Origin of the sequence: Vibrio sp. 1457, from assembly GCF_033340195.1 — a bacterium.
GTDB lineage: Bacteria > Pseudomonadota > Gammaproteobacteria > Enterobacterales > Vibrionaceae > Vibrio > Vibrio alginolyticus.
Genome location: NZ_JAWOWA010000006.1, coordinates 52,386 through 74,038 on the forward strand (window position 1 = coordinate 52,386; position 21,653 = coordinate 74,038).

The following is a 21,653-nucleotide window of genomic DNA, read 5'->3' on the forward strand; positions in this document are numbered from 1 at the left end:
CAATAAAACCCTACATGGAAGGTGTTGGTATTACCTTCGGAGAAAGCGATGAAAGAACAAACAGCATTAAAGAAAGTCGCGGAAATGGCGAGATTGGCTGATAGCTATGTCAGTGCTTGGGGAGATGAGGCGAAAGTGTCTGAGGAGACGCTACGCCGCTTGCTCGCTTCGCTTGGCTACGATACTAGCAGTGATGAAAAACTACTGGCTTCTGCTGAAAAGAAACATAAAAAAGACGTACTAGCCCCTGTTCTTGTTTTACGCGACGGCGAACCAGTCGAAGTGGAACTAAACCTAGGTACGAGTGCTCGTGAGAGTGAATTCAGCTGGCGTTTAGAAACAGAACAAGGAGAGGTACTTGAAGGCTATCTTCAGTCCCAAATTGTTCGTGATGAGCGTGCTGAGGGTGGCCCTCTAGTGTTTGCATTGCCAAAGAACTTGGCTTGGGGTTATCACAAACTGATCATCAGTCGTAAGCGTCGTAAAACACCTTACGAGATGTCATTGATCATTACGCCGAAAGCGTGTTTCAAACAAGACGATCTAAACCAACACAAAAAGCTATGGGGTCCTAGTATCCAGCTTTACACACTGCGTACTCAGCATAACTGGGGCATCGGTGATTTTGGCGACCTAAAACAACTGGTGAGTGATATTGCCTCTCGTGGCGGTGACTTCATTGGCTTGAACCCTATTCACTCGCTGTTCCCTGCGAATCCAGAAGGGGCAAGCCCATACAGCCCGTCTTCTCGTCGTTGGTTGAACATCATGTACATCGACGTAAGCTCTGTACCTGAGTTCGCGCTAAGTGCAGAAGCACAACAACGTGTCGGTAGTGCAGAGTTCCAACAACGTTTACAAAAAGCGCGAGACTCTCATTGGGTGAATTACACCGAAGTTTCGCAACTAAAAATGAGCGTTCTTCCGTTGCTATTCAGTGAGTTTAAAGCTCGCCATTTAGACAAGAACACTGATCGCGCTCGTGCCTTCTTGGACTTTGTTGAAAAAGGCGGCGACAGCTTGCTACACCAAGCTGCATTCGATGCACTTCATGCTGATTTACATGCAGAAGATGCAAACATGTGGGGCTGGCCAGTATTCCCTGAGAAATACCGCACATTCGACGCAGCCGGTACTCAGAAGTACATTAAGGACAACCAAGATCGTGTTCACTTGTACATGTACCTGCAATGGATCGCAGACGATCAAATCAAAGAAGCGCAAGCGCTAGCCGAAGAAAAAGGCATGGCTGTGGGTTTGTACCGCGACCTTGCGGTTGGTGTTGCAGATTCAGGCAGCGAAACATGGGCTGACGAAGGCGCGCTAGTATTGGATGCAAGCATCGGTGCGCCACCAGATGTACTTGGTCCACTAGGCCAAAACTGGGGTCTGCCTCCGCTTAACCCTCAGGTTTTAGAAGCGACTGGCTACGACGCTTACATCAAATTGCTACGTGCTAACATGAAGCATTGTGGAGCATTGCGTATCGACCACGTACTTGGCCTGCTTCGCCTTTGGTGGATTCCAAAAGGCGAGAGAGCGACAGAAGGCGCATACCTGTACTACCCAGTTGAAGACATGCTAGCAATCCTAGCGTTGGAATCTCACCGTCATCAGTGTTCTGTAATCGGTGAAGACTTGGGTACTGTACCTGATGAAATCGTTGATATCCTTCGTGATGCGGGTGTGCATTCGTACAAAGTCTTCTTCTTCGAAACATCAAAAGACGACGGCGGTTTTATTTCTCCGAAGCACTACGCTGAGCAGTCTATGGCTGCGCTGTGTACGCACGATATGCCAACACTACGCGGTTTCTGGCACTGTGATGACTTGAAGATGGGGCGTGAGATTGGTCTGTACCCTGATGAGCAGCAGTTGGAAGGCCTATTCGCTGACCGCTTGAAGTGCAAACAAGGCATTCTAGACAGTGTTCGCTGGCATGGCTATCTGCCAGAAGGCATTGGTCATGATGCTCAGTACGTGCCAATGGATTCATACCTAAGCGAAGCGCTGCAACTGCACGTAGCCGCGGGTGACTCTGCACTGCTTAGTGTGCAGCTTGAAGACTGGCTAGAAATGGATCAACCGGTCAATATTCCTGGTACGGTGGATGAGTATCCAAACTGGCGTCGTAAATTGTCGATGAACCTAGATGAAATCTTCAGCCGTGAAGATGTGAATCGTATTTCTAAACGCCTTACTGAAGTTCGTGCACAGGCGAGTAAGTAAGATGCCTAGAGTGGCGTAGATGGACGAGCTGATTACCAATTTTGTTAGCTCAGAGGTACGAAAGTTCCGTCTAGGTCACTCATTCCTAAAACACAATCCGTTAGGATGAAGTACCGTTATTATGCCCGCGACAATAGCGGGCATTTTTGTATTTTGACGCCGTTTACGCAACGAATGTGAGAAGCGGAGTCTTTTTGTGAGTTCACAACGTTGGCTGTGGAGAAACCGATGTTTGATTCAGATCTCTGGTCTTGAAAAGGATGTTGGCTCTAGGGAGAAAGATTTGAAAACCACCAAAACCAAGAAAATAAAGAAACAACACGAACGCGCATACGAACTGCTTGCTGAGGCGGCTTACTCAGATCCATTTGCGGCGCTGGGTCCATTCATTGACGACGAAGCTTCGCTGAGAGTTTGGATGCCGGGCGCAAACAAGGTTGAACTGCTTGTTAATGGTGAACCTCGCGTGGCGCTTGAGCGTGATGGCGACAGCGGTTTCATCTTAAAAGAGCAACGCGATTTACACCTGACCCACTACCGTTTAGCGGTCGATTGGAATGGTGTTGAACAAATTATTGATGACCCGTACCAGTACCACAATATCTACCAAGAGTACGAGCATCTGCATACGCCAAAAGACATGTATCACTACATGGGCGCACACTTTGTCACGCTAGAACGTGGCGGTGAAAACATCTCTGGTGTGCGTTTCCTTGTTTATGCACCACATGCATCTGCTGTTAGCCTTGTGGGTTGCTTCAACCAATGGGATGGCCGTCGTCATCCAATGCAACGCTTAGACTACGGTATCTGGGGCCTATTCATTCCTGGTTTGGAAGAGGGGGTACAATACAAATTTGAGCTCAAAGGGCCAAATGGGGAAGGGTTGCCACACAAACAAGACCCTTGGGGTTTCTACTCTGAGCAATACCCATCGTTCGCATCCATTACCTACGATCACAAGCGTTACCAATGGCAAGATGCGAAATGGCAAAACCGTGCAGTGACACAAAAGCGTGATGAAGCGTTATCGTTTTACGAGCTACATGCTGGATCATGGAAGCGCGACGAGAACGGTGATTTCCTGAACTACCGCGAACTCGCGGAGCAGTTGGTGCCATACCTTGTGGATATGGGCTACACCCACGTTGAGCTGATGCCTGTGTCTGAGCATCCATTCTATGGTTCATGGGGCTATCAACCTGTTGGCTTGTTTGCACCAACTAGCCGTTTTGGCTCACCTGATGATTTCAAATTCTTCGTGGATGCGTGTCACCAAGTTGGTATCGGTGTAGTGCTGGATTGGGTTCCTGCGCATTTCCCATCGGATGATCATGGTTTAGCTAACTTTGATGGTACGCCTCTGTTCCATGATCCAGATCCTCGTCGCGGTTGGCACCAAGATTGGAACTCCTACATTTACGATTTAGGCCGTGAACATGTACGTCGCTTCCTTGTCTCGAATGCGCTGTACTGGTTTGAACAATTCCATATTGATGGCATTCGTGTCGATGCTGTTGCGTCGATGCTCTATCTCGATTATTCACGTAGCCACGATCAGTGGGTCCCGAACGTTGATGGTGGCAACGAAAACTACGACGCAATCGCAACCTTAAAATGGATGAACGAAGAAGTGTACAAGCACTTCCCGAATGCGATGACGATTGCGGAAGAGTCAACGGCGTTTCCGGGTGTGTCTGCGCCAACCTTTATGGGTGGTTTAGGCTTTGGCTTCAAGTGGAATATGGGGTGGATGCACGACAGTCTTTCATACATCAAAGAAGATCCTGTTCACCGCAAATACCACCACAATACCATCACCTTCCCGCTGGTTTATGCGCACAGCGAAAACTACGTCTTGTCTCTCTCTCACGACGAGGTGGTGTACGGAAAAGGCTCTATCCATAACAAGATGCCGGGCGATGAATGGCAGCAAACCGCAAACCTACGTGCATACTACGGTTATATGTATGGTCAACCGGGCAAAAAGCTGAACTTCATGGGCGCGGAAATCGGCCAAACGGCGGAGTGGAACCACGATGATCAGTTGCAATGGTTCTTGCTGGAATACGAACGTCATCAAGGCGTTCAAAAGCTGATGCGCGATTTGAACCACTTGTACCGAAATGAAGCGGCGATGCACGATCAAGATTGTGTTCCTGCTGGTTTTGAGTGGCGTCTACAAGACGAGGCAGATGCAAGCATCCTAGCGCACGAGCGTATCAGTAAAGAGGGTGAGCGTATTCTCATCATCACCAACTTTACGCCCGTACCACACGAGCGTTTCCGTTTAGGTGTTCCAAATGCAGGTCAATACGAACTGCTGCTGAACACGGACGACAGCAAATACGGCGGAAGCGATTTTAAAGTGCTGACCAGTGTGAAAACGGAACAAGTCGAAAGTGAATCACTGCCTCAATCACTTGAGCTTCGTTTGCCTCCACTTTCAACCGTGTTCTACAAGCTGCACAAATAATTTAGTCTAATCAAATTCTAAGCCCGTTTTACATTGTAAATCGGGCTTTTTTTTAACCAAGTTTTCACTAACGATAAACAGACTGCATACTCTATACTTGCATCATATTGTTTTATGAAATCAGGCTAGGTCGGACTTTGAGAAAGATTAAATCCCTTCTGTTCAATATCTTATTGGTGCTTTTGCTTTTACCAGTGATGCTCGTTGGCATAGTGAAATACATCGATCCACCAATTTGGGGATGGAAGATCAGCCGCATAATTTCTCCTCCTGAAGGATTTCCTGAAGAGAGTCAAAATGAATGGGTGCCTTTGAGTGATATTTCTAAACACATTCAACTGGCCGTGATTGCGACAGAAGATCAAAAGTTCCCGACCCATTACGGAGTGGATTTTGATTCCTTGTTTAAAGTGATCTCAGAGTCTGGCGAGAACGGTCCCTCTCGCGGTGCGAGCACGATTACTCAGCAAACTGCAAAGAACGTGTTTCTGTTTCCTTCACACTCTTATGTGCGCAAAGCGTATGAGCTTTATTTTGCTCTGCTGATGGAAGCAATGTGGAGTAAAAAACGCATTCTTGAAGTGTATTTGAATGTGGTGGAGTTTGGTCCAGGTATTTATGGCGCGGAAGCCGCTGCGCAAAACTACTTTGGTATTCCTGCTAAACAACTTTCAACACGCCAAGCAGCAAGGCTTGCGGTGGTGCTGCCAAATCCGTATCGCATCAAAGTTTACCCTCAGACTTCTTACACCATCAGCCGCGTCAATTGGGCGATGAGACAAATGCGTAACCTTGGTAGCGTTCAGCTTTAAACTCCTTTTTACCCTGCTCATAAGTAGAACTACGCCCCCATAAAAGCAAAATGTGAAGCGTCACAAGCTTTAGGGCGTAGCTTTTCAGAATGATGTGCTCAGTTTTTCATCCATTTACTATTAGTGTGAATAAAACTACAACACGAATACTGCGCCTATGCGCAACCAATGGACTGAACGATGAAACTGAATCTGATTACGACGACCTTATTGCTTGCATCGGCAAGTGCCATCGCCGAGCCAAACATCACCATTTCTACCACGACCAACAGCCGTGACTTTCCTTTAAGTGCAGAGCAACCTTTGGTTGTGCCCTTAACCAAAGACGGATACACGCTCAAAATCACGGGTGTTGAAGGCGACTGTGTCGCGCCTGATGGTCAGAAGGTCAAATTCAACAAACCTATCGCGCTGAACTGCGGAAAACCAACAGAACTGCCGTTAAAAATCCGTTTTACTGGCGATTACTCTTTTGCTTTTGATGCGGAAGCCAAAACTCTACGCTTCAAGCGTGAACCTAAGAAAGCTGCCAAGACAGAATTCAAACGCCCAATCCCACAAGTGCAATGTGAGGTTTACCAAGGCGGCGAAGTCACCATCGCGCTGGGTGACAGTTTCCCCGATGGCACCAAGTTGCGTGATGCCTATTCTGGTCAAATGGTCGAAGTAAAAGATCAGCAAGTATCGCTGACACCAAGCAAAGATTCCGGCGGTTTGGTGCTACTAGAGCCAGTGAAGAAAACCAAAGAAGCAGTACCGTTTGATTACCGTAATGCCAACATTTACTTCGTGATGGTCGACCGTTTTAACAATGCCGATACCAGCAATGATAACAGCTATGGGCGCAAGAAAGACGGCAAAGAAGAGATTGGTACCTTCCACGGTGGTGACCTAAAAGGCGTGATCGAAAAGCTAGATTACATCAAGAGCCTAGGTACAGATGCAATTTGGCTGTCGCCAATCGTTGAGCAAGTGCATGGTTTTGTGGGCGGCGGCGATAGCGGCTCATTCCCATTTTACGCTTACCACGGTTACTGGACGCGTGATTTCACCAAGATTGATGAGAACTTCGGTAACGAAGATGACCTGAAAAAGCTGGTGGAAGAGGCACACAAACGTGGCCTTAAAGTATTGATGGACGCAGTAATCAACCACACCGGTTACTCAACGTTAGCCGATTTGCAATTTGATGGTATTGAGGAGTTAAAACCAAACGCTGAACTACCTAAGAAGTGGGGGGATTGGCAACCAAAAGCGGGTGAAAATTGGCATAGCTACCACCAGAATATTGATTACCAGAGTCCAAACTGGGCGAAATGGTGGGGCGGTGACTGGATAAGAACAGGTCTACCGGGATACCCAGCTCCGGGCAGCAGTGATATCACCATGTCATTGGCGGGTTTGCCTGACTTTATCACTGAATCAGACAAAGCCGTGAAGCCAGCTCAATGGCTATTGGATAACCCTGGCACTCGCGTTGAGGCGCGTGATAATTACACCGTCTCGGACTACCTAATTGAGTGGCAAACTGATTGGGTGAAACGCTTTGGTATTGATGGTTACCGTGTCGACACGGTGAAGCACGTTGAAGGCGATGTGTGGAAACGCTTGAAAGAAGAGGCATCAAGCAGCCTTGAGCAATGGCGTAAAGAGAACGGTAAGTCAGGTCAGCCATTCTGGATGATGGGTGAAGTATGGGGACATACCGCTTATCGCAGCCCTTACTTTGACGATGGCTTTGACGCGTTGATTAACTTCGACATGCAGAAGAAGTTAGACAAAGGCGCGGCGTGTTTCAGCCAAATGGCAGACACTTACCAAAGTTACGCAGATACTATCGCCAATGAGAAAGACTTTAACCCTGTGAGCTACATGTCTTCTCACGATACCGAGCTGTTCTTCTCTCGCTTCAAAGATTACGGTATGCAGCGTAACGCCGCGAATGCACTGCTTCTGAGTCCTGGTGCTGTTCAGGTTTATTATGGTGATGAAATTGGTCGTAACATTGGTCCTTACGCGGATGATTTCCACCAAGGCACACGTTCTGACATGGTGTGGAAGCTATCGGATGAGAAGCAAGCGCTACTCAAACACTGGCAAACCCTTGGTCAGTTCCGTAAAGCGCACCCAGCGATTGGTGCAGGTCAACATCAAGTGATTGAACAAGAAGGTGCGTATGTGTTCTCTCGCTCGCTTGGCAATGACAAAGTCGTTGTGGCGTTTGTGGGTCGCGAAAAGTAGTTAGAACTTCGTTTTAAGCCTAGATAGAAAAAGCCCTTCCTTGAGTTCTCAGGGAAGGGCTTTGTTGTTTTCGATGGTTACTTATCTATTTCAAGAGCTATCGATTTCGATAGTTATTTCTTTAGCTCTTGGTCGATGACTTTCTCAAGCTCCTCGAAAGGTACATAACCCGGAATGACTTGATCATTAATGATGATCGCTGGTGTGCCTCGTAGACCTAAGCGAGTGAAGTACTCGTAGTTTTTATCCAACAACGCTTTGGTCTCTTTGTCGTCGACAAGCTGTGCTTCTGTGCCAGTCTTCTTAGCGATTTTTTGTAGTGAACTAGCATCATGTGGACCCGGCTTCTTCACCAACAAGTCGTGTACTTCTTTGTACTTGTCATGTTGGTTCTGCCATACGTTCAATGCGTAACTTGCCGAGTTGTAACCGTTCTTCTCGTACTGTTCTTTGAACGATACCGTCATGTTCAGCACTTTTACCTGCGGGTATTCTTTCTCTACCTTCACTAACTCACCTTCAAGACGCTTACAGAAAGGACAGCTGTAATCGGTCACGTTGATGATCGTCAGTTCTGGGTTCTCCGCACCGAAGTAAGAGTGCTTGCCATCGTTAAGATAGGCGCGCGCTTCATCCAAAGTCGCGTTAAACGTCTTTTGATAAGCGACGTAGTCTTGCAGGTTTTGATGCAGTGAATCGAGGATCTGCGGGTTTTCTTTCAGCAGTTGAGTAATTTCTTGCAGCTTCTCTTCTGATGTTTTTTCTGCTGCGTGTGAAAATAGAGGTACCAGCGCGATAACCACAGTTAATAGTGTGCGTGTGAATTTCATGATATTTCCTAAAACTCTCTTTCTTCGCGGTTTTTGTCGCGAAGTGATTAAAAATAAAACAATTGATTTGGGGATGAATAGCAATCGGGTTTTATTCTCTAAACACACATAGCTTGAGGTGCACCCGATATTTGTCGGGTATCGGCTCGGTATGATGGCGGAAAGCATTACGCTCGGTGCTAGTGATAGACAGCAAGACAAACGCAAATAGGAATAAGGGCACAATGAAGCTGTCGAGATGGTTTTGTGAAACCTGAATCAGCTTTTCAGACAGTTCACACTGCTTAGTCAGCCCTTTCTCGCTCTTTTGTTGCTGCGCAGTGGCGTGCTCAGGTGTCACTTGCGCGCCAATCAGAGGGCAAGATTGGTAGAAGCCAGCATTTTTACTTAAACAGATCACGATAACCCAAGCCACAAGGGCGAGTGTCCATCGAGCGATGTTGGATTGTGATCGAAGCAAAAGGCAAACCCTGAGTAAGTCTCTAAGTAATGACCGAACCACCCTAAAATAAATTACACGGAACTTTTGTTAATTTTTGGTCAAGAAATCTCAAATAAGCAACAAACCATGAAGCACGTCGAAGGTGTGGCTAATAACAAACTTGTTCATAATTTTGGCTTGTTTTGTTAATGGATGAGATTTGCTGATAGTTAGATAAATCTACCTTATCTTGGTCATAAATATTTATTATCTTTTAAATGTGATTCAAATCATAAAATAAAACTTCATAATTGAGTGACATGATTGTTCGGTAAATGGATTGATTTTGATCATCTCTCTAGCACATTATTCAGGTGAACATATGTGTTAAGTTCCACATGTGTAGGTAATGTTATGAAAATTCCTGTTCAAACTGAGCGTAAAGTTACACTGGGGTGCTACGTTGCTCTGGCGTTTGCGGTTGTGTTCTTTTCTGGTCTGATGCAATCCAACGAATGGTACGGTGTATTCGACTTTACAACGCTTAATGGCTCTTTCGGTAAAGTGGCTTACGGCGTAACGGAAGGTGCGGATGGCGAGGTACAAGCTGCGACCACATCTTTCCGTGGTACTGGTGGTAGCGGTGCTCGCGACGGTTTCATTTTCGCACTTACTTTGATTCCAACTGTTATGTTCGCCTTAGGTATGATCAACGTACTTGAGCACTACGGTGCACTTGAAGCAGCTCGTAAGCTTCTTACTCCTCTTCTATGTCCTCTAATGGGCATCCCTGGTAACTCTGGTCTGGCTTTAATTGCTTCTCTACAAAGTACCGATGCAGGTGCGGCAATGACGCGTCAGCTAAAAGATGAAGGTCACCTAACTAAGCGTGAAACGGACGTATTTACCATGTTCCAGTTCACTGCAGGTGCAACCATCGTGAACTTCTTCTCATCGGGTGCTGTGCTGTTCACACTGACGATGGCTGACGGCTCTCTAGCAGTAACGTCTTCTATTGGTTTAGCAGTTGTGGTGATGTTCGCATTTAAGATCATCGGCGCGAACCTGTTCCGTATCTACCTGAACATGACGGAAGGTAAAGAAGACAAGCAAGACCAAAACAAATCAGAGAACTTAAAAGAGGAGACGGCATAATGGGTGACGTTAAAGCGAAAAAACCAATGGTGACGGATATCTTCGTCGAAGGTGCTAAGAAAGGTTGGGTGATTGCGACTACCTCTACGGTGCCTAACGTATTGATGGCATTTGTTATCATCAAGGCGCTACAAATCACTGGCGCGCTGGATCTGATGGGCACGGTGTTCTCTCCAATCATGGCGGTGTTTGGTCTTCCGGGTGAAGCTGCAGCGGTATTGATCGGTGCTTGGATGTCGATGGGTGGCGCAGTGGGTGTGGTTATCACGCTGTTTGACCAAGGTATCCTTAACGGCACGCACATTGCGATTCTTGCACCTGCTATCTACCTAATGGGCTCTCAAGTTCAGTACATGGGTCGTATCATGGGGCCAATCGGTACTGAAGGTCGTTACATCCCAGTTATGATTGCAATCTCAGTATTGAACGCATTTGGCGCAATGCTGGTGATGAATCTGTTTGTCTAGGAGTGAGTCATGCAATTCTCTCTAAATGAATATCTAGAAGAGCTACGTCCGCTGATTAATGTGGATTGTGGCACTTACACGACTGATGGTATCGAGTTTATCGCTTCTCAATTTGAAGAGAAGTACCAAGCGATGTCAGGTTGGAGCGTAAAACGCATCGACTGTGGCAGAGCGGGCGTCGGTCTTGAAGTTCGAAACAAGCCGGAAGCTGAGCAAATCGACGTAATGCTGATTGGTCACATGGATACCGTGTTCCCTGTGGGTACTGCTGAGCTTCGTCCAATGTCTCAAGATGCAGAGAAAGCCTACGGTCCGGGAGTCTCGGACATGAAATCTGGCTTGCTGAACATCGTATACGCGATGCGCAATCTAGACCAAGCGGTGTTGGATAAGTTGTCTATCGCTATCTGCATGAACCCAGATGAAGAGACGGGCTCTCTGGACTCTGTGGATTGGATTCAATCAGTTGCGAAAAACGCTAAGAATGTGCTGGTTGCAGAAGCAGCACGTGCAGACGGTGGTTTAGTGAAAGCGCGCAAAGGCATGGCTCGCTACAAAATGACCTTTAATGGCGTTGCTGCTCACGCAGGTAACGAGCCAGAAAACGGCCGCAGCGCAATCACTGAGATGGCGAATTGGATTCTGGCTGTCAATGCAATGACCAACTTTGAATCTGGTACTACGCTGAACGTCGGCATTGTTTCTGGCGGCAACGGTGCGAACATCGTCCCTGAGCACGCGGAAGCGATCGTGGATGTGCGTTTCTGGAGCAACGAAGAATACGATGATGTCGATAGCAAGCTAAATGGCATGCTGGAAACACCATTCGTTGATGGCGTGAGAATTGAGTTGGTTCGTGAAGCTTATAAGCCTTCTATGGTGCCAAGCCCACAAACAGAAAGCCTGATGATGCTAGTTGAAGAAGCCGCAAGTGAACTGGCGATCGACATCAACTGGAAAGAAGTAGGTGGTGGCTCTGATGCAAACAACACGGCGATTCTTGGTGTTCCAACTTTGGATGGTCTAGGACCTATCGGTGCGGGCTTCCACAGCGATCAAGAGTACTTGTTGCTTGAGTCTATTGAACCAAGTATCAAAATGTTGATACGTGTACTGGAGAAGATTGTTCAATAAGGCATTCTGCTTCTAAAGCTTGGCTCCCAAAGCTGTTGGTTTCTAAGACTTTTGATTTCCAAGACTTTTTGCTTCCAAAGCAATAATCCCCGGACTTCGGTTTGGGGATTTTTCTATCTGTGTTTCACTTTACTATCATTTCTTGTTATTAATCTTGCGTTCAGGTTCGATTTATTAATATGTTGGACATAGTCATAAATTTCGGAGGCAACGATGACCACAACAATGTCTGTAAAATCGGCGCCGAAAGACGCCAAAGATCAAACGATGCAAGCGCCAGATGAGAAAACATTCTGGCGAAAAATAAAAGGGTCGGTTAAGAAAGCGGGTGAAGAAATTGCCGTAATGGGCATAAAATCATGGCTCGCGATGGCAGATTCCAACACCTCTGTTCGCCACAAGGCTATTTTAGGTGGCGCGCTGGCTTACTTCGTCCTACCAACAGATATGGTGCCAGACGTACTAGCTGGTGTCGGCTTTACCGATGACATGGCTGCACTGACCCTAGCGGCGAACTCGGTCGGTAATGCCATCACCGACGAGCATGAAGAACAAGCGAGAGAAAAGCTGAGTTCGATGACGGAGTAGGGCGGCTATGACCTATGCTGTAGATTCCAGATAAAACAAAAGCCCCGATGTTTCCATCGGGGCTTTCATTTAGACAGGATAATTGAGTTTGGAAGGGTTTAAGCTTCCGCGCGTTTTAGATGCACTTCTTCTTCTGCGACCCCAGCTTTTGGATCGTTGAAGCGAGTTTCATCCAGTGCGCCTTCCGATTTAGCAACAATGATAGTCACTGCGCTGTCACCGGTGATGTTAACTGCGGTACGAATCATATCAAGTAGACGGTCAACACCCATGATGAGCGCGATACCTTCAAGCGGCAGACCAACTTGGTTCAATACCATAGCAAGCATGACAAGACCCACACCAGGAACACCTGCGGTACCGATAGACGCCAGAGTTGCCGTCATGATAACCATTAGGTAATCGCCCATAGTTAAATCAATATTGAAAGCTTGAGCAATAAACGCAGTTGCTACGCCCTGCATGATCGCCGTACCGTCCATGTTCACGGTTGCACCAAGCGGTACTGTGAACGATGATACACGGTTCTCAACACCCATGCGGTGCTTTGCTGTTTCCATTGTCACTGGAATCGTCGCGTTTGATGATGCGGTCGAGAAAGCAAACATGATCGCGTCTTCCATCTTACGCAGGAACGTAATTGGATTTAGACCAGTGAAACCTTTTAACATTAAGCTGTAAGTGACTAGGCCGTGCAGGACAAGCGTCCCCGCCAGTACTAAGAAGTACTCTGCCAGATTGACGATTGCGCCCAGACCAAGACCAGTAAATAGCTTCGCCATTAAGAAGAACACACCATAAGGCGCCAAGTTCATCAAAATCGCGACCAGTTTCATGATCACTTCATTCAGATCAGCGAAGAACGCTGCAATACGTTCACCAGGTTTGCCTGCTGCGCTGATCGCGATACCAAATAGTACCGCGAACACAATAACTTGCAGGGTTTTACCTTCAGCCATCGCACTGATAGGGTTGGTTGGGAACATATCGATGATCACCTGACCCAAAGATGGTGCTTCTGCTGATTTGAATGAACTTGCTGCGGTTAGGTCAGCGCCAGCACCTGGCTGGAACAGAGTACCCATAGTTAGAGCAAGCGTAATCGCGATAGCCGTTGTCGTAACGTAGAAAGCGAGGGTTTTACCGCCCATGCGACCCAGTGTAGAGAGGTCTTTGAGAGAGCTAGTACCACAAACTAACGAAACAAATACTAGCGGTACAACAAGCATTTTTAAGCTGGCAACGAAGATCTGTCCACCAACTTCGAATAATCCATTAACAATGTATGCGTCGACAAATCCGTTGTCGGCAAAAAGTGTGCGAATTGCAAATCCTGTCAAGATACCCGCAACCATACCTAAAATTACGCGGCTGGTAAGCGACATCGGTTTCTTGGTATTCATGAGAACACTCCTTATAGTTATGCACCTTGAGTTCACTTCAAAGCGGCGAGCAGATTAGCAGCGGAGTGAGAAAATACGAAAGAATAATCCTCTAAATGGTTAATAGATGTGAACTTTATCACTAATAAAAATGGGATTTTAACCAAATATTAACTAATTGGCCGGATGAAAAGTTTGTATTTTAACACTTTTATCGAATATACAACCGATAACAAAGAGGATTTACAATAAATTTTAATAAGAGATAGAGTGCATACTCTCTTTGAGTGGATGCATTTCTGCATAACTATTTAAGTTGTATTCAGACTAGCGGTCGCTTCTTTAGCGATACTTTAGTATTGAGTGTTCATCAGAGCCAACGAACCTTTTATGCTTTCATATTTGTCAACTCAATAATGGTTGGCAAGTGTAGTTAGTTGGAGGTGATCCCAGCTCCAATAACTTTGACTGGTATTTTTAATCCCTCCAACCCAATAGCATTGTTTCGCTCGTATTAAACCCTCCAAACACTGCTTGCCAGCCTCAGTGATACGGACGCTTTGTTCCCACCAGTGCCTTTCACGTGACTCAATCGTGATCAAAGGTGTTTGACACTGTGCTAGAGGGAGGAGTAACGCGTAAAACATCACGTCTCCTAGGTAAGGAAGAGGTTCTAGTTGTTGATATTGCTCAAACCAATCTTTGATGGGAATTGAACGATTTTGCGAGCTCAAGACCTTTAGCGCGAGGTGTTGTGTCAAGCTCAATCCAGTTTGTGAATTAGGTAACTCTTGCAAATGGCGTTTAAGCACGTTGAATATATTGGGCAAGCAATCCAGGTTATGTTGCTGAATCAAATTAACTATGGAAATAGGTGTCGGTGATGTAATAGCGTGCCAACACCGTTTAGCCTGACTGAATAATTTTGCTGTCACAGGTTTACGGTATCGCCAACAAGAACGAATAGCTTCTTCAGGCAACTGCCCAAAGCCGATGAATCGTTCAGTGCCCGGGAACTGGTTCAACTCAATGACCTCTATCACTTTATTCTCTACATTCTCTAACTGTGTTAGAGCACGAATTAGCATCAATTGATCATAACTGTCATGTTCGACCCAAAAGACGATTCGTTCAAATACATCACTTTGCAACAGATCGAGGTTTGATTGTTCCAATGTGACTATATCTTGAACCGAGTCTTCACGCTTCATCACAGGCAGCAGAGTCTCTACGACATATTGGGCACGAATGGCAAGGAAGTTCTGTGGTGTTGCTGGTATGGGGCCAATACAAAGCGGATCGATCAGGGCTAAAAATGCCCCTTCAAATCCGCTGGCTTTAAGTTGTTGTTGAATGTCGTGGCCACAACGAACGTGTAGCGTTTTTACTTTTGCATCTAGGGGCGGTTTTTGTTCTTTGATGGCTCGTTTGTGCGCTTCTAGCTCTTCGACATGAACTTTTAGTTTACTCCAACTGGATAAGCCCAGTTCTCTTGCGAGTGCATGTTGAACGTCAGCCAATTGAATTGTATTGGGAGCCAAAGATTCTGGTTTGGAGTGAAATCGCTTAACTAACTCCAACGTGGCGTCATCGTATAGGCGGATAGCTTTGAGCCTTTTTTTAGCAATGGATTTTTGCTGATTGATATTGATCGAGAAGCTATTTGTAGAGTTCATATTTCACCTTTCTTATTTCTTCCACACTCGCCTATATAGAAGCTAAAAAGAAGGTAAAAACAGATTGTGCCTGCTAAACCAAGCAGGTGAGGATATTGCCGTGAACCGAGTTCTTTCCGCGAGTGTTGGGTGCTTTAGGCATGAGCAGAGTGATAGTAGGTGGTCGCTATCCTTCGTGCAACCTTTTGTGAGAGTGTAGCGTCACAAAATGGCCGTTTCTCTATGTTTAGGGAGAATCAATAGGCGATAACACTAGCGATTCAACTCAATACCACTGTCGCTAGGCTCGAGTTTCTACACTTTTGAGTAAAGTACGATAAAGCGCTTGAGTAGCAGGACCACTTTTGGCTCCTTTGGGTAAAGTGAGGTGCAGCGCAACTTGATATTGATGGGATTGTTCGATCTCCAATACTTTAATTTTATCGCTCTTGCGGGCTGCGACTAAGTGCGCTGGTAGCCGACAAAATCCAGCGCCTTGCTCTATGGCGTGAAAAGCGTGGTCGAAGTTATCGACGGTAATACGCTGACGTGCGCGTAACCAACCCACATCTCTTTTCGTTTTGTCTGCATCACCTAAGTCACGGATAACAATTTGGCTGGTGGTTGCAAAATCGTCGATGGAAACATGCGGCTTTTCAGCGAGTGGATGGTGTGCTGCGATTACAGGCAGCATGGTTGTTACGCCAAATGCTTCGGCAGGGTAGTTGGTTATCGGTAAGTTGATGATTGCGATGTCAGCGAGCTCATTTACGACCATTTCGGTTGTTTTGCTCAGTGACGTTTCAACCACTTGAACGGAGGTCGTGTTGTTGTCCTCCAAAAATTGACTGAGTGGTGCATAAAGCCAACAAGGGTCACAAAGATGATCTACTGCGACCGTGATTTGAGATTCCACCCCACTTTTTAACTGCTCGCTGATGACTTCTAGTTCCCGCGCTTGTTCAAGCATGGATTGTGCACGACGCAGTATGGTTTTGCCGTGCTCTGTCAAACCCGCTTTGCGCCCTCGTACTTCGATAAGTTGAATACCAAGTTGGTCTTCTAACTTCCTCACCGAGTAGATCAATGTGGTATGGCTCTTGTTGAGCAGTAAAGCTGCGGATTGAATACTGCCTTCTTGATCAATCGCTTGTAGTGTTTGCCATTGTTCTAAGGTCGTTTTTAGTCTCATGAGTCAATTTTTTAGACAGTTAATGGCAAAATTATGAACTTTTTTGTCAGTTTTATAAAGGTAATAATCTTGTCATCGAAAACGAGTCAATAAGACGAGGAGACTCAAGATGGCGAAATTATTGCAAGTTGATTTTGAATTTCATGGTCCGTTTGGTGACGAGATGTCGAATGCTCTGGTCGACTTAGCTAAGTCGATTAACCAAGAGCCGGGCATGGTTTGGAAAATCTGGACGGAAAGCGAAAAAGACAAACTCGGTGGTGGTATCTATCTTTTTGAAGATGAAGACACGGCGCAAGCTTATCTCGAAATGCATGCCGCACGCTTACGAAAAATGGGCGTAGTCGAAGTACGAGGTCAAATTTTCGATATCAATGTGCCGTTAACGACGCTCAATCAAGGGCCTATTAGAGGATAAGGAGATGATGACCAACCGCACTTTTCTAACCGTTCATGGTGTCGTATATACGGTATTCGCTTTTGCGTTGTTTTTTTTGTACCCACCATAATGTGGCCGATGTATGGAGTACAAATTAACGACCAGTACGCGCTGTTTTTATCGCAGCATACTTCGATCTTCTTAGGTGGAATCGCTGCGGTGAGTTTGATGTTACGTAATGTGGAATCAGGGCATACTGCGAAACAGCTGTTTAAAGCATTATTGATTACTAATGGATTAGGGGCAGTGATTACTACCTATGCCGGCATTATCGGAGTATTTGTCGGTTTTGGTTGGAGTGACCCAATATTCTTTGTCTTGCTTAGTTTGATTACGTACAAGCAATTAAGAGTGCAATAGAAAAAGCCCTGCTGTTTCTAGCAGGGCTTTGTCATATTTGGTTTAATTAGCGATCTAAATTCAATTTATGATTCGCTTTTGTACGCGTAGTTATAGTAGCCGTATCCATAGCCGTATGAGTTAGATGCTTTTTTCTCAACCGCATTGAGAATCACACCTTTAACTTCAACGCCTGATTGCTCGAAGCGACCTTGCGCGACTTCAATCTCCTTCAAAGTCGTTTGATCAAAACGAGCGACCATCAGAGTTGTTCCTGCAAGCGCGCCAACAATGCTTGGGTCGGTAACTGCGAGTACAGGCGGCGTATCGATGATGACTAGATCGTATTGTGCAGACATCTCGTCAACAAAGCTCTTGAAGCGAGGGTGCATAAGAAGTTCTGACGGATTTGGTGGTACTTGGCCGCGAGTCACAACATCTAAATTATCAATGGATGTAGATTTAATGATGTTGCTAAGGGATGTCTTACCGCTCAAGTAATCAGAAAGACCGTTGTCCCAACGTAGACCGAAGCATTGCTGCAAATAACCTTTACGCATATCCGCATCAATAAGCAGCACTTTCTGACCGGTTTTCGCAGCGACGGCCGCAAAGTTGGTCGATACAAATGTTTTGCCGATAGATGGTGCAGGACCTGAAATCATAAGAACGTTATTCTTCGCTTCCATCATTGCAAAGTGCAAGCTAGTGCGAAGACTACGTAGAGCCTCAATGGAAAGATCGGCTGGGTTAGCTTCCGCTAGAAGGACTAGCTCATTGTTGCTGCCTTTGTTGCGCTTAAGCTTGTTTGCAAATTCCAGTTGTTGAATAGATTTTGGAACGCTTGCGTAAACTGGCATGCCAATCTGTTCAATTTGATCTGGTGTTTCCACACCACGGTGGAATGCTGCACGAATTAATACGAAAGCCACGCCTGCCATACCGCCAAGCAGTGTTGCTAGCACAACAATAAGCGCTTTTTTCGGCTTGATTGGCTTAGAGAAAGATTGAGCGTTATCTAAGATTCGAACGTTGCCAACTGTTCCGGCTTTAATAATGTTGAGCTCTTGAACCTTGTTCAATAGTTGGATGTAGATTTGTTGGTTTACTTCTACATCGCGTGTCATACGTAGAACTTCACGCTGTGTTTTCGGTAACTTTTGAACTTGTTTATTAAGACGTTCTTTCTCTTTTAGTAGTGTTTCACGTTTATCAAGTAGCGACTTATAAGCTGGGTGATCCTGTGTGAAGCGTTGGCTGATCTCACTTTCTTTGAATGTAAGCTCATTTAGCTGTGCTTCTAACTCAACCATTACTTTCAGCGTTGACTGAGCTTCAAGGCCCAAGTCGATAGATTCATTTTCTTGACGGAATCGATTTAAAACGTCTTCAGAAGCGGTCAGTTTTGTTTTGATGTCTGGGAGGTGACCTTTCAAGAACTCGAGGCTTTGCTCTGCCTCCGCAGAATTTCTTTGAACGTTTTGTAAGAAGTAGTTTTGGCTAATGTCGTTCAAGATATCTTGAATCTTAGCGCGGTCTTCACCAGAGAAGCTTAAAGATATAATCCCGGTTTGCTTACCACGTTCGCTAATCGATAAGTTTTCTTGAAGTTTATTAATTGCATCTAATTTACTGATTTTGCTAACCGTGAATGAGTCACCAGTTTGAGCCACAAGTTCAGTCGCCAAAAACTGGTATCCATTCTTCTCAAGCAGTTCACCAACTTTACCTTCTAGAATGACGTTATTGTCATCTTCTAAGAGCCTGAACGTCTGTTTTTCAGAATCAATAACTTCAAGAGTTAAAGGAACGCCAACTGCGTAAGAAGGAGCATTAAATCGTGAAACGCTCAGACTGATTTGCTCACCTTGTAGTCGAGCCAGGCCTTTACCAATAATTGGCATGTAGTTTGGAGAAACGACAGTCGTTAAGTTGAACTTATCAACAGTACCGCCCAAGATCATACGAGATTTGATGATCTCTATTTCTGTTGTCGCTGATGATTCTGCTGAAAACAGCTCTCCCATATCACCAACCATCGCTGAAATACCACCTGAACTCTTACTTTCGATTTGGATAAGAGCGTCAGCTTTATAGATAGGTGTTGATAGAATGGCAACGCCGACGCCTATAATTGAAAATAGGACTACGGTACATAGAATGAGCCATTTGGCATCGAGAATGATCCCAAATAACTTTCCCAAATCGATCTCATCGTCGGCTTGACGTGATTGCTTAATAGTTTGTGTTGTCATTACTTTAACTTCTTAAATACCTTGCCATTGGCGTTTATTTAGCCTTGCGGCTTATAGTTTTTGAGACCACGCTTTTGCTGCTTTTTCTATAAGCGTATATGCATGTTCGAAAGCTTCTCTACTTTGTCTGTATGGATCAGGGATGCTTTTTTCATTTATCCACTGTCCAAACAGCATCGTTTTACCTCGTGCCTCAGGAGCGATTTTGGTTAAGGCTTCTAAATGACCTTTTTCCATAACCAATATCAGATCGTATTGAGCGCAAAGCTCAGGTGTTAATTGTCGTGCTTCGTGTCCATCTAAGCTTACGCCATGTTCGTTCGCGATAGTGGTTGCCATCTCGTCAGCAGCTTTTCCCGTTAGATGGCTCTTATCTACTGCGATTCCTGCTGATGCGACATGTTTGTTTGGTAGTAAAGACTGCAAAAGCCGCTCTCCTGTTGGAGAGCGGCAAATATTACCGACACAGACGACAAGAATATTAGAAAACAAATGCTTACCCTACTTTAAGTTGTATGCTTATGATCTCAACTGAATTGCTGGCTTCTTTATATTGCGCAATTGAGCTGAGTAGCTATCGATTACGTGCCGCAAGAGATAATTTTCTTGCGGCACGTTGTTTTACGGCCAAGTGCGTACTCGTAGTACACCTTCGGTTAGTTCATTAAAGCCGGAAATGGTTGGAACGAGCTGAGCAATCACACGATTCCAACGACTAACAGGTGCAGCCGTCACATAGACTATGTCGTAAGGGTTGAGATCAAACTCAGTACCAATCACCAAAGCAGAAGCGTCAGAAACATCTAGCTGATAAATGTCCGCCATTTTAGCTTCTTCTTTTGAACGTCTGATGACAAACACACCGGTAGCATCTGCGGAGATTTCACTGATACCACCAACGCTGCTAAGAGCCTCAGTAAGGCTCATGCCGCTACGATCAATTTTGAGTAATTTCGGATCGTTAACCTCGCCCATAACAAATACTTTTTGCGCATCGTTTCGAGGAATATGAACAATATCGCCAGGCTTTAGAAGGCGGTTTTGAGTTAAATCGCCTTGTTGCATCAGAGCATACAAAGAGACGTTTTCAACAACGCCATTGCGTGTCAGTGTCGCATTACGCCAATCAGCCTCGGCAGCCAGTCCGCCAGCTCTATTCACAGCATCTAGAAGTGTAAGGGGGATGTTTGTAATTGGTTGTTGTCCTGGCTTGTTAACTTCGCCAGTTACATAAGTCTTTTTAGAGCGAAATGCCGCAACGCTTACATCGACCTGTGGGCTCTCAATGTATTTTGCAAGGCGGCTTGCAATGTCTGCACGAATCTGACGTACGTTTTTGCCTTCAACATGTACGACACCTATGTAAGGGTAGAAGATCGTGCCATCCGAATGCACCCAGTTACCCGCTTCGGCTGAGCTTCGGTATGAGCCCGCTGGGATCGTTAGCTCTGGGTGATCCCAAATAGTGATATTTAGGATATCGCCAGGTCCTACTTCGTATTCATATTTTGCGATTTCAATATCTAACTCTGGGTTTGGTTTTGAAAAAGGGTCCACTGAATTTAAAGACGTTACGCGCTCCAAAGTTAAGGGATAAACGGTAACCTGAGACTCTATATCACTCGATTCAGTGCTCATGACTGTTTTGTCACTGACCGAAAGGTGGCTACCAGGCAAAGTACACCCTGTAAGAAGGATAGGAAGTACTGATATCCCCAAAAATTTATTAAATGTGTTCATTGGTTTATAACTACCGAAAGAAAGTTTGCCGACTGAAATTGATTCATTCTAATTGAACTGCATTTCATCAATATTGATGATTTACTGCAGTTTTAAGCCTTTAGAAAGCGAGTCCATTCAGAATTATTTGTGTAATAAACACTCCAAATGGCTGCTAGCGACTTAGAGCTCTTAGTTTCATTAATGAAGGTGTGAAAATCCGACCCACAAAAAATAGTCAACTATTATCCATCTGGTTGCAATAAAGGCAACAAGTTACTTGAAAAAATACTGACGAATACATGACAAAATTGTGTCT

At 45.5% G+C, this 21,653-nt stretch carries 17 protein-coding genes and 1 pseudogene; 10 read left to right on the top strand and 8 right to left on the bottom strand.

What is annotated here, in order from left to right; genetic code table 11:
* The first annotated feature begins 48 nt into the window (after positions 1-48).
* The 4 genes from malQ (at position 49) to R7Z41_RS08295 (ending at position 7,758) form a co-directional block, all read left to right on the top strand.
* On the top strand, positions 49-2,229 hold the full coding sequence (malQ, locus tag R7Z41_RS08280) for a 4-alpha-glucanotransferase (RefSeq protein ID WP_225477293.1): 2,181 nt from the start codon (positions 49-51) through the stop codon (positions 2,227-2,229).
* Positions 2,230-2,512: 283 nt separating this feature from the next.
* Positions 2,513-4,705 carry a 1,4-alpha-glucan branching protein GlgB gene (glgB, locus tag R7Z41_RS08285; protein WP_390508533.1) on the top strand — a complete coding sequence of 731 codons (2,193 nt, stop codon included), beginning with the start codon at positions 2,513-2,515 and terminating at the stop codon, positions 4,703-4,705.
* Between the two features lie 137 nt (positions 4,706-4,842).
* Positions 4,843-5,517 (top strand): monofunctional biosynthetic peptidoglycan transglycosylase, encoded by a 675-nt coding sequence (gene mtgA, locus R7Z41_RS08290; protein ID WP_053303908.1) that lies wholly within the window; start codon positions 4,843-4,845, stop codon positions 5,515-5,517.
* Positions 5,518-5,697: 180 nt separating this feature from the next.
* On the top strand, positions 5,698-7,758 hold the full coding sequence (locus R7Z41_RS08295) for an alpha-amylase (RefSeq protein WP_225477295.1): 2,061 nt from the start codon (positions 5,698-5,700) through the stop codon (positions 7,756-7,758).
* A gap of 113 nt (positions 7,759-7,871) precedes the next feature.
* Here the strand turns inward: R7Z41_RS08295 and R7Z41_RS08300 are convergent, their stop codons facing one another.
* Positions 7,872-8,588: a DsbA family protein gene (locus tag R7Z41_RS08300; protein ID WP_050924436.1), complete on the bottom strand. Its 717-nt coding sequence runs from the start codon at positions 8,586-8,588 to the stop codon at positions 7,872-7,874.
* 91 nt (positions 8,589-8,679) lie between these two features.
* Complete coding sequence (locus tag R7Z41_RS08305; protein ID WP_318128754.1) at positions 8,680-9,003, bottom strand: hypothetical protein; 324 nt, start codon at positions 9,001-9,003, stop codon at positions 8,680-8,682.
* A 420-nt stretch (positions 9,004-9,423) separates the two neighbouring features.
* On the opposite strand from R7Z41_RS08305, the gene R7Z41_RS08310 reads away from it, so the two are divergent.
* From R7Z41_RS08310 to R7Z41_RS08325, 4 genes are all read left to right on the top strand, one after another.
* Complete coding sequence (locus tag R7Z41_RS08310; protein WP_225477298.1) at positions 9,424-10,164, top strand: nucleoside recognition domain-containing protein; 741 nt, start codon at positions 9,424-9,426, stop codon at positions 10,162-10,164.
* Entirely contained in the window at positions 10,164-10,631 is a 468-nt protein-coding gene (locus R7Z41_RS08315) for a YjiG family protein (RefSeq protein ID WP_005374849.1), read from the top strand. Before R7Z41_RS08310 ends, R7Z41_RS08315 begins: the two co-directional genes overlap by 1 nt.
* A 9-nt stretch (positions 10,632-10,640) precedes the next feature.
* The gene (locus R7Z41_RS08320) at positions 10,641-11,765 is read left to right on the top strand and encodes a M20 family metallopeptidase (protein ID WP_225477300.1); all 1,125 of its coding nucleotides are present in this window, start codon (positions 10,641-10,643) and stop codon (positions 11,763-11,765) included.
* A 213-nt stretch (positions 11,766-11,978) separates the two neighbouring features.
* Positions 11,979-12,353 carry a YkvA family protein gene (locus tag R7Z41_RS08325; RefSeq protein WP_225477302.1) on the top strand — a complete coding sequence of 125 codons (375 nt, stop codon included), beginning with the start codon at positions 11,979-11,981 and terminating at the stop codon, positions 12,351-12,353.
* Positions 12,354-12,451: 98 nt separating this feature from the next.
* Here the strand turns inward: R7Z41_RS08325 and R7Z41_RS08330 are convergent, their stop codons facing one another.
* The 3 genes from R7Z41_RS08330 to R7Z41_RS08340 all read right to left on the bottom strand — a co-directional run bounded on the left by R7Z41_RS08330 (position 12,452) and on the right by R7Z41_RS08340 (position 16,582).
* Positions 12,452-13,756: a dicarboxylate/amino acid:cation symporter gene (locus R7Z41_RS08330; protein ID WP_176311354.1), complete on the bottom strand. Its 1,305-nt coding sequence runs from the start codon at positions 13,754-13,756 to the stop codon at positions 12,452-12,454.
* Positions 13,757-14,145: 389 nt separating this feature from the next.
* Positions 14,146-15,411, bottom strand: a complete 1,266-nt coding sequence (locus tag R7Z41_RS08335) for a DUF1835 domain-containing protein (RefSeq protein ID WP_225477304.1) — start codon at positions 15,409-15,411, stop codon at positions 14,146-14,148.
* A gap of 280 nt (positions 15,412-15,691) precedes the next feature.
* Complete coding sequence (locus R7Z41_RS08340; protein WP_225477306.1) at positions 15,692-16,582, bottom strand: LysR family transcriptional regulator; 891 nt, start codon at positions 16,580-16,582, stop codon at positions 15,692-15,694.
* Between the two features lie 109 nt (positions 16,583-16,691).
* On the opposite strand from R7Z41_RS08340, the gene R7Z41_RS08345 reads away from it, so the two are divergent.
* Both R7Z41_RS08345 and R7Z41_RS08350 read left to right on the top strand, forming a co-directional pair.
* A complete protein-coding gene (locus R7Z41_RS08345) occupies positions 16,692-17,000 on the top strand; it encodes a monooxygenase (RefSeq protein ID WP_225477308.1) in 309 nt (102 codons plus the stop codon).
* 7 nt (positions 17,001-17,007) lie between these two features.
* Positions 17,008-17,381: pseudogene (locus R7Z41_RS08350) on the top strand (hypothetical protein).
* Positions 17,382-17,446: 65 nt separating this feature from the next.
* On the opposite strand, the gene R7Z41_RS08355 reads toward R7Z41_RS08350, so the two are convergent.
* From R7Z41_RS08355 to R7Z41_RS08365, 3 genes are all read right to left on the bottom strand, one after another.
* The gene (locus tag R7Z41_RS08355) at positions 17,447-19,615 is read right to left on the bottom strand and encodes a polysaccharide biosynthesis tyrosine autokinase (RefSeq protein WP_005374875.1); all 2,169 of its coding nucleotides are present in this window, start codon (positions 19,613-19,615) and stop codon (positions 17,447-17,449) included.
* Between the two features lie 51 nt (positions 19,616-19,666).
* Entirely contained in the window at positions 19,667-20,107 is a 441-nt protein-coding gene (locus tag R7Z41_RS08360; RefSeq protein WP_025768627.1) for a phosphotyrosine protein phosphatase, read from the bottom strand.
* A gap of 129 nt (positions 20,108-20,236) precedes the next feature.
* Positions 20,237-21,355: a polysaccharide export protein gene (locus R7Z41_RS08365; RefSeq protein WP_017820139.1), complete on the bottom strand. Its 1,119-nt coding sequence runs from the start codon at positions 21,353-21,355 to the stop codon at positions 20,237-20,239.
* Positions 21,356-21,653: the final 298 nt, after the last annotated feature.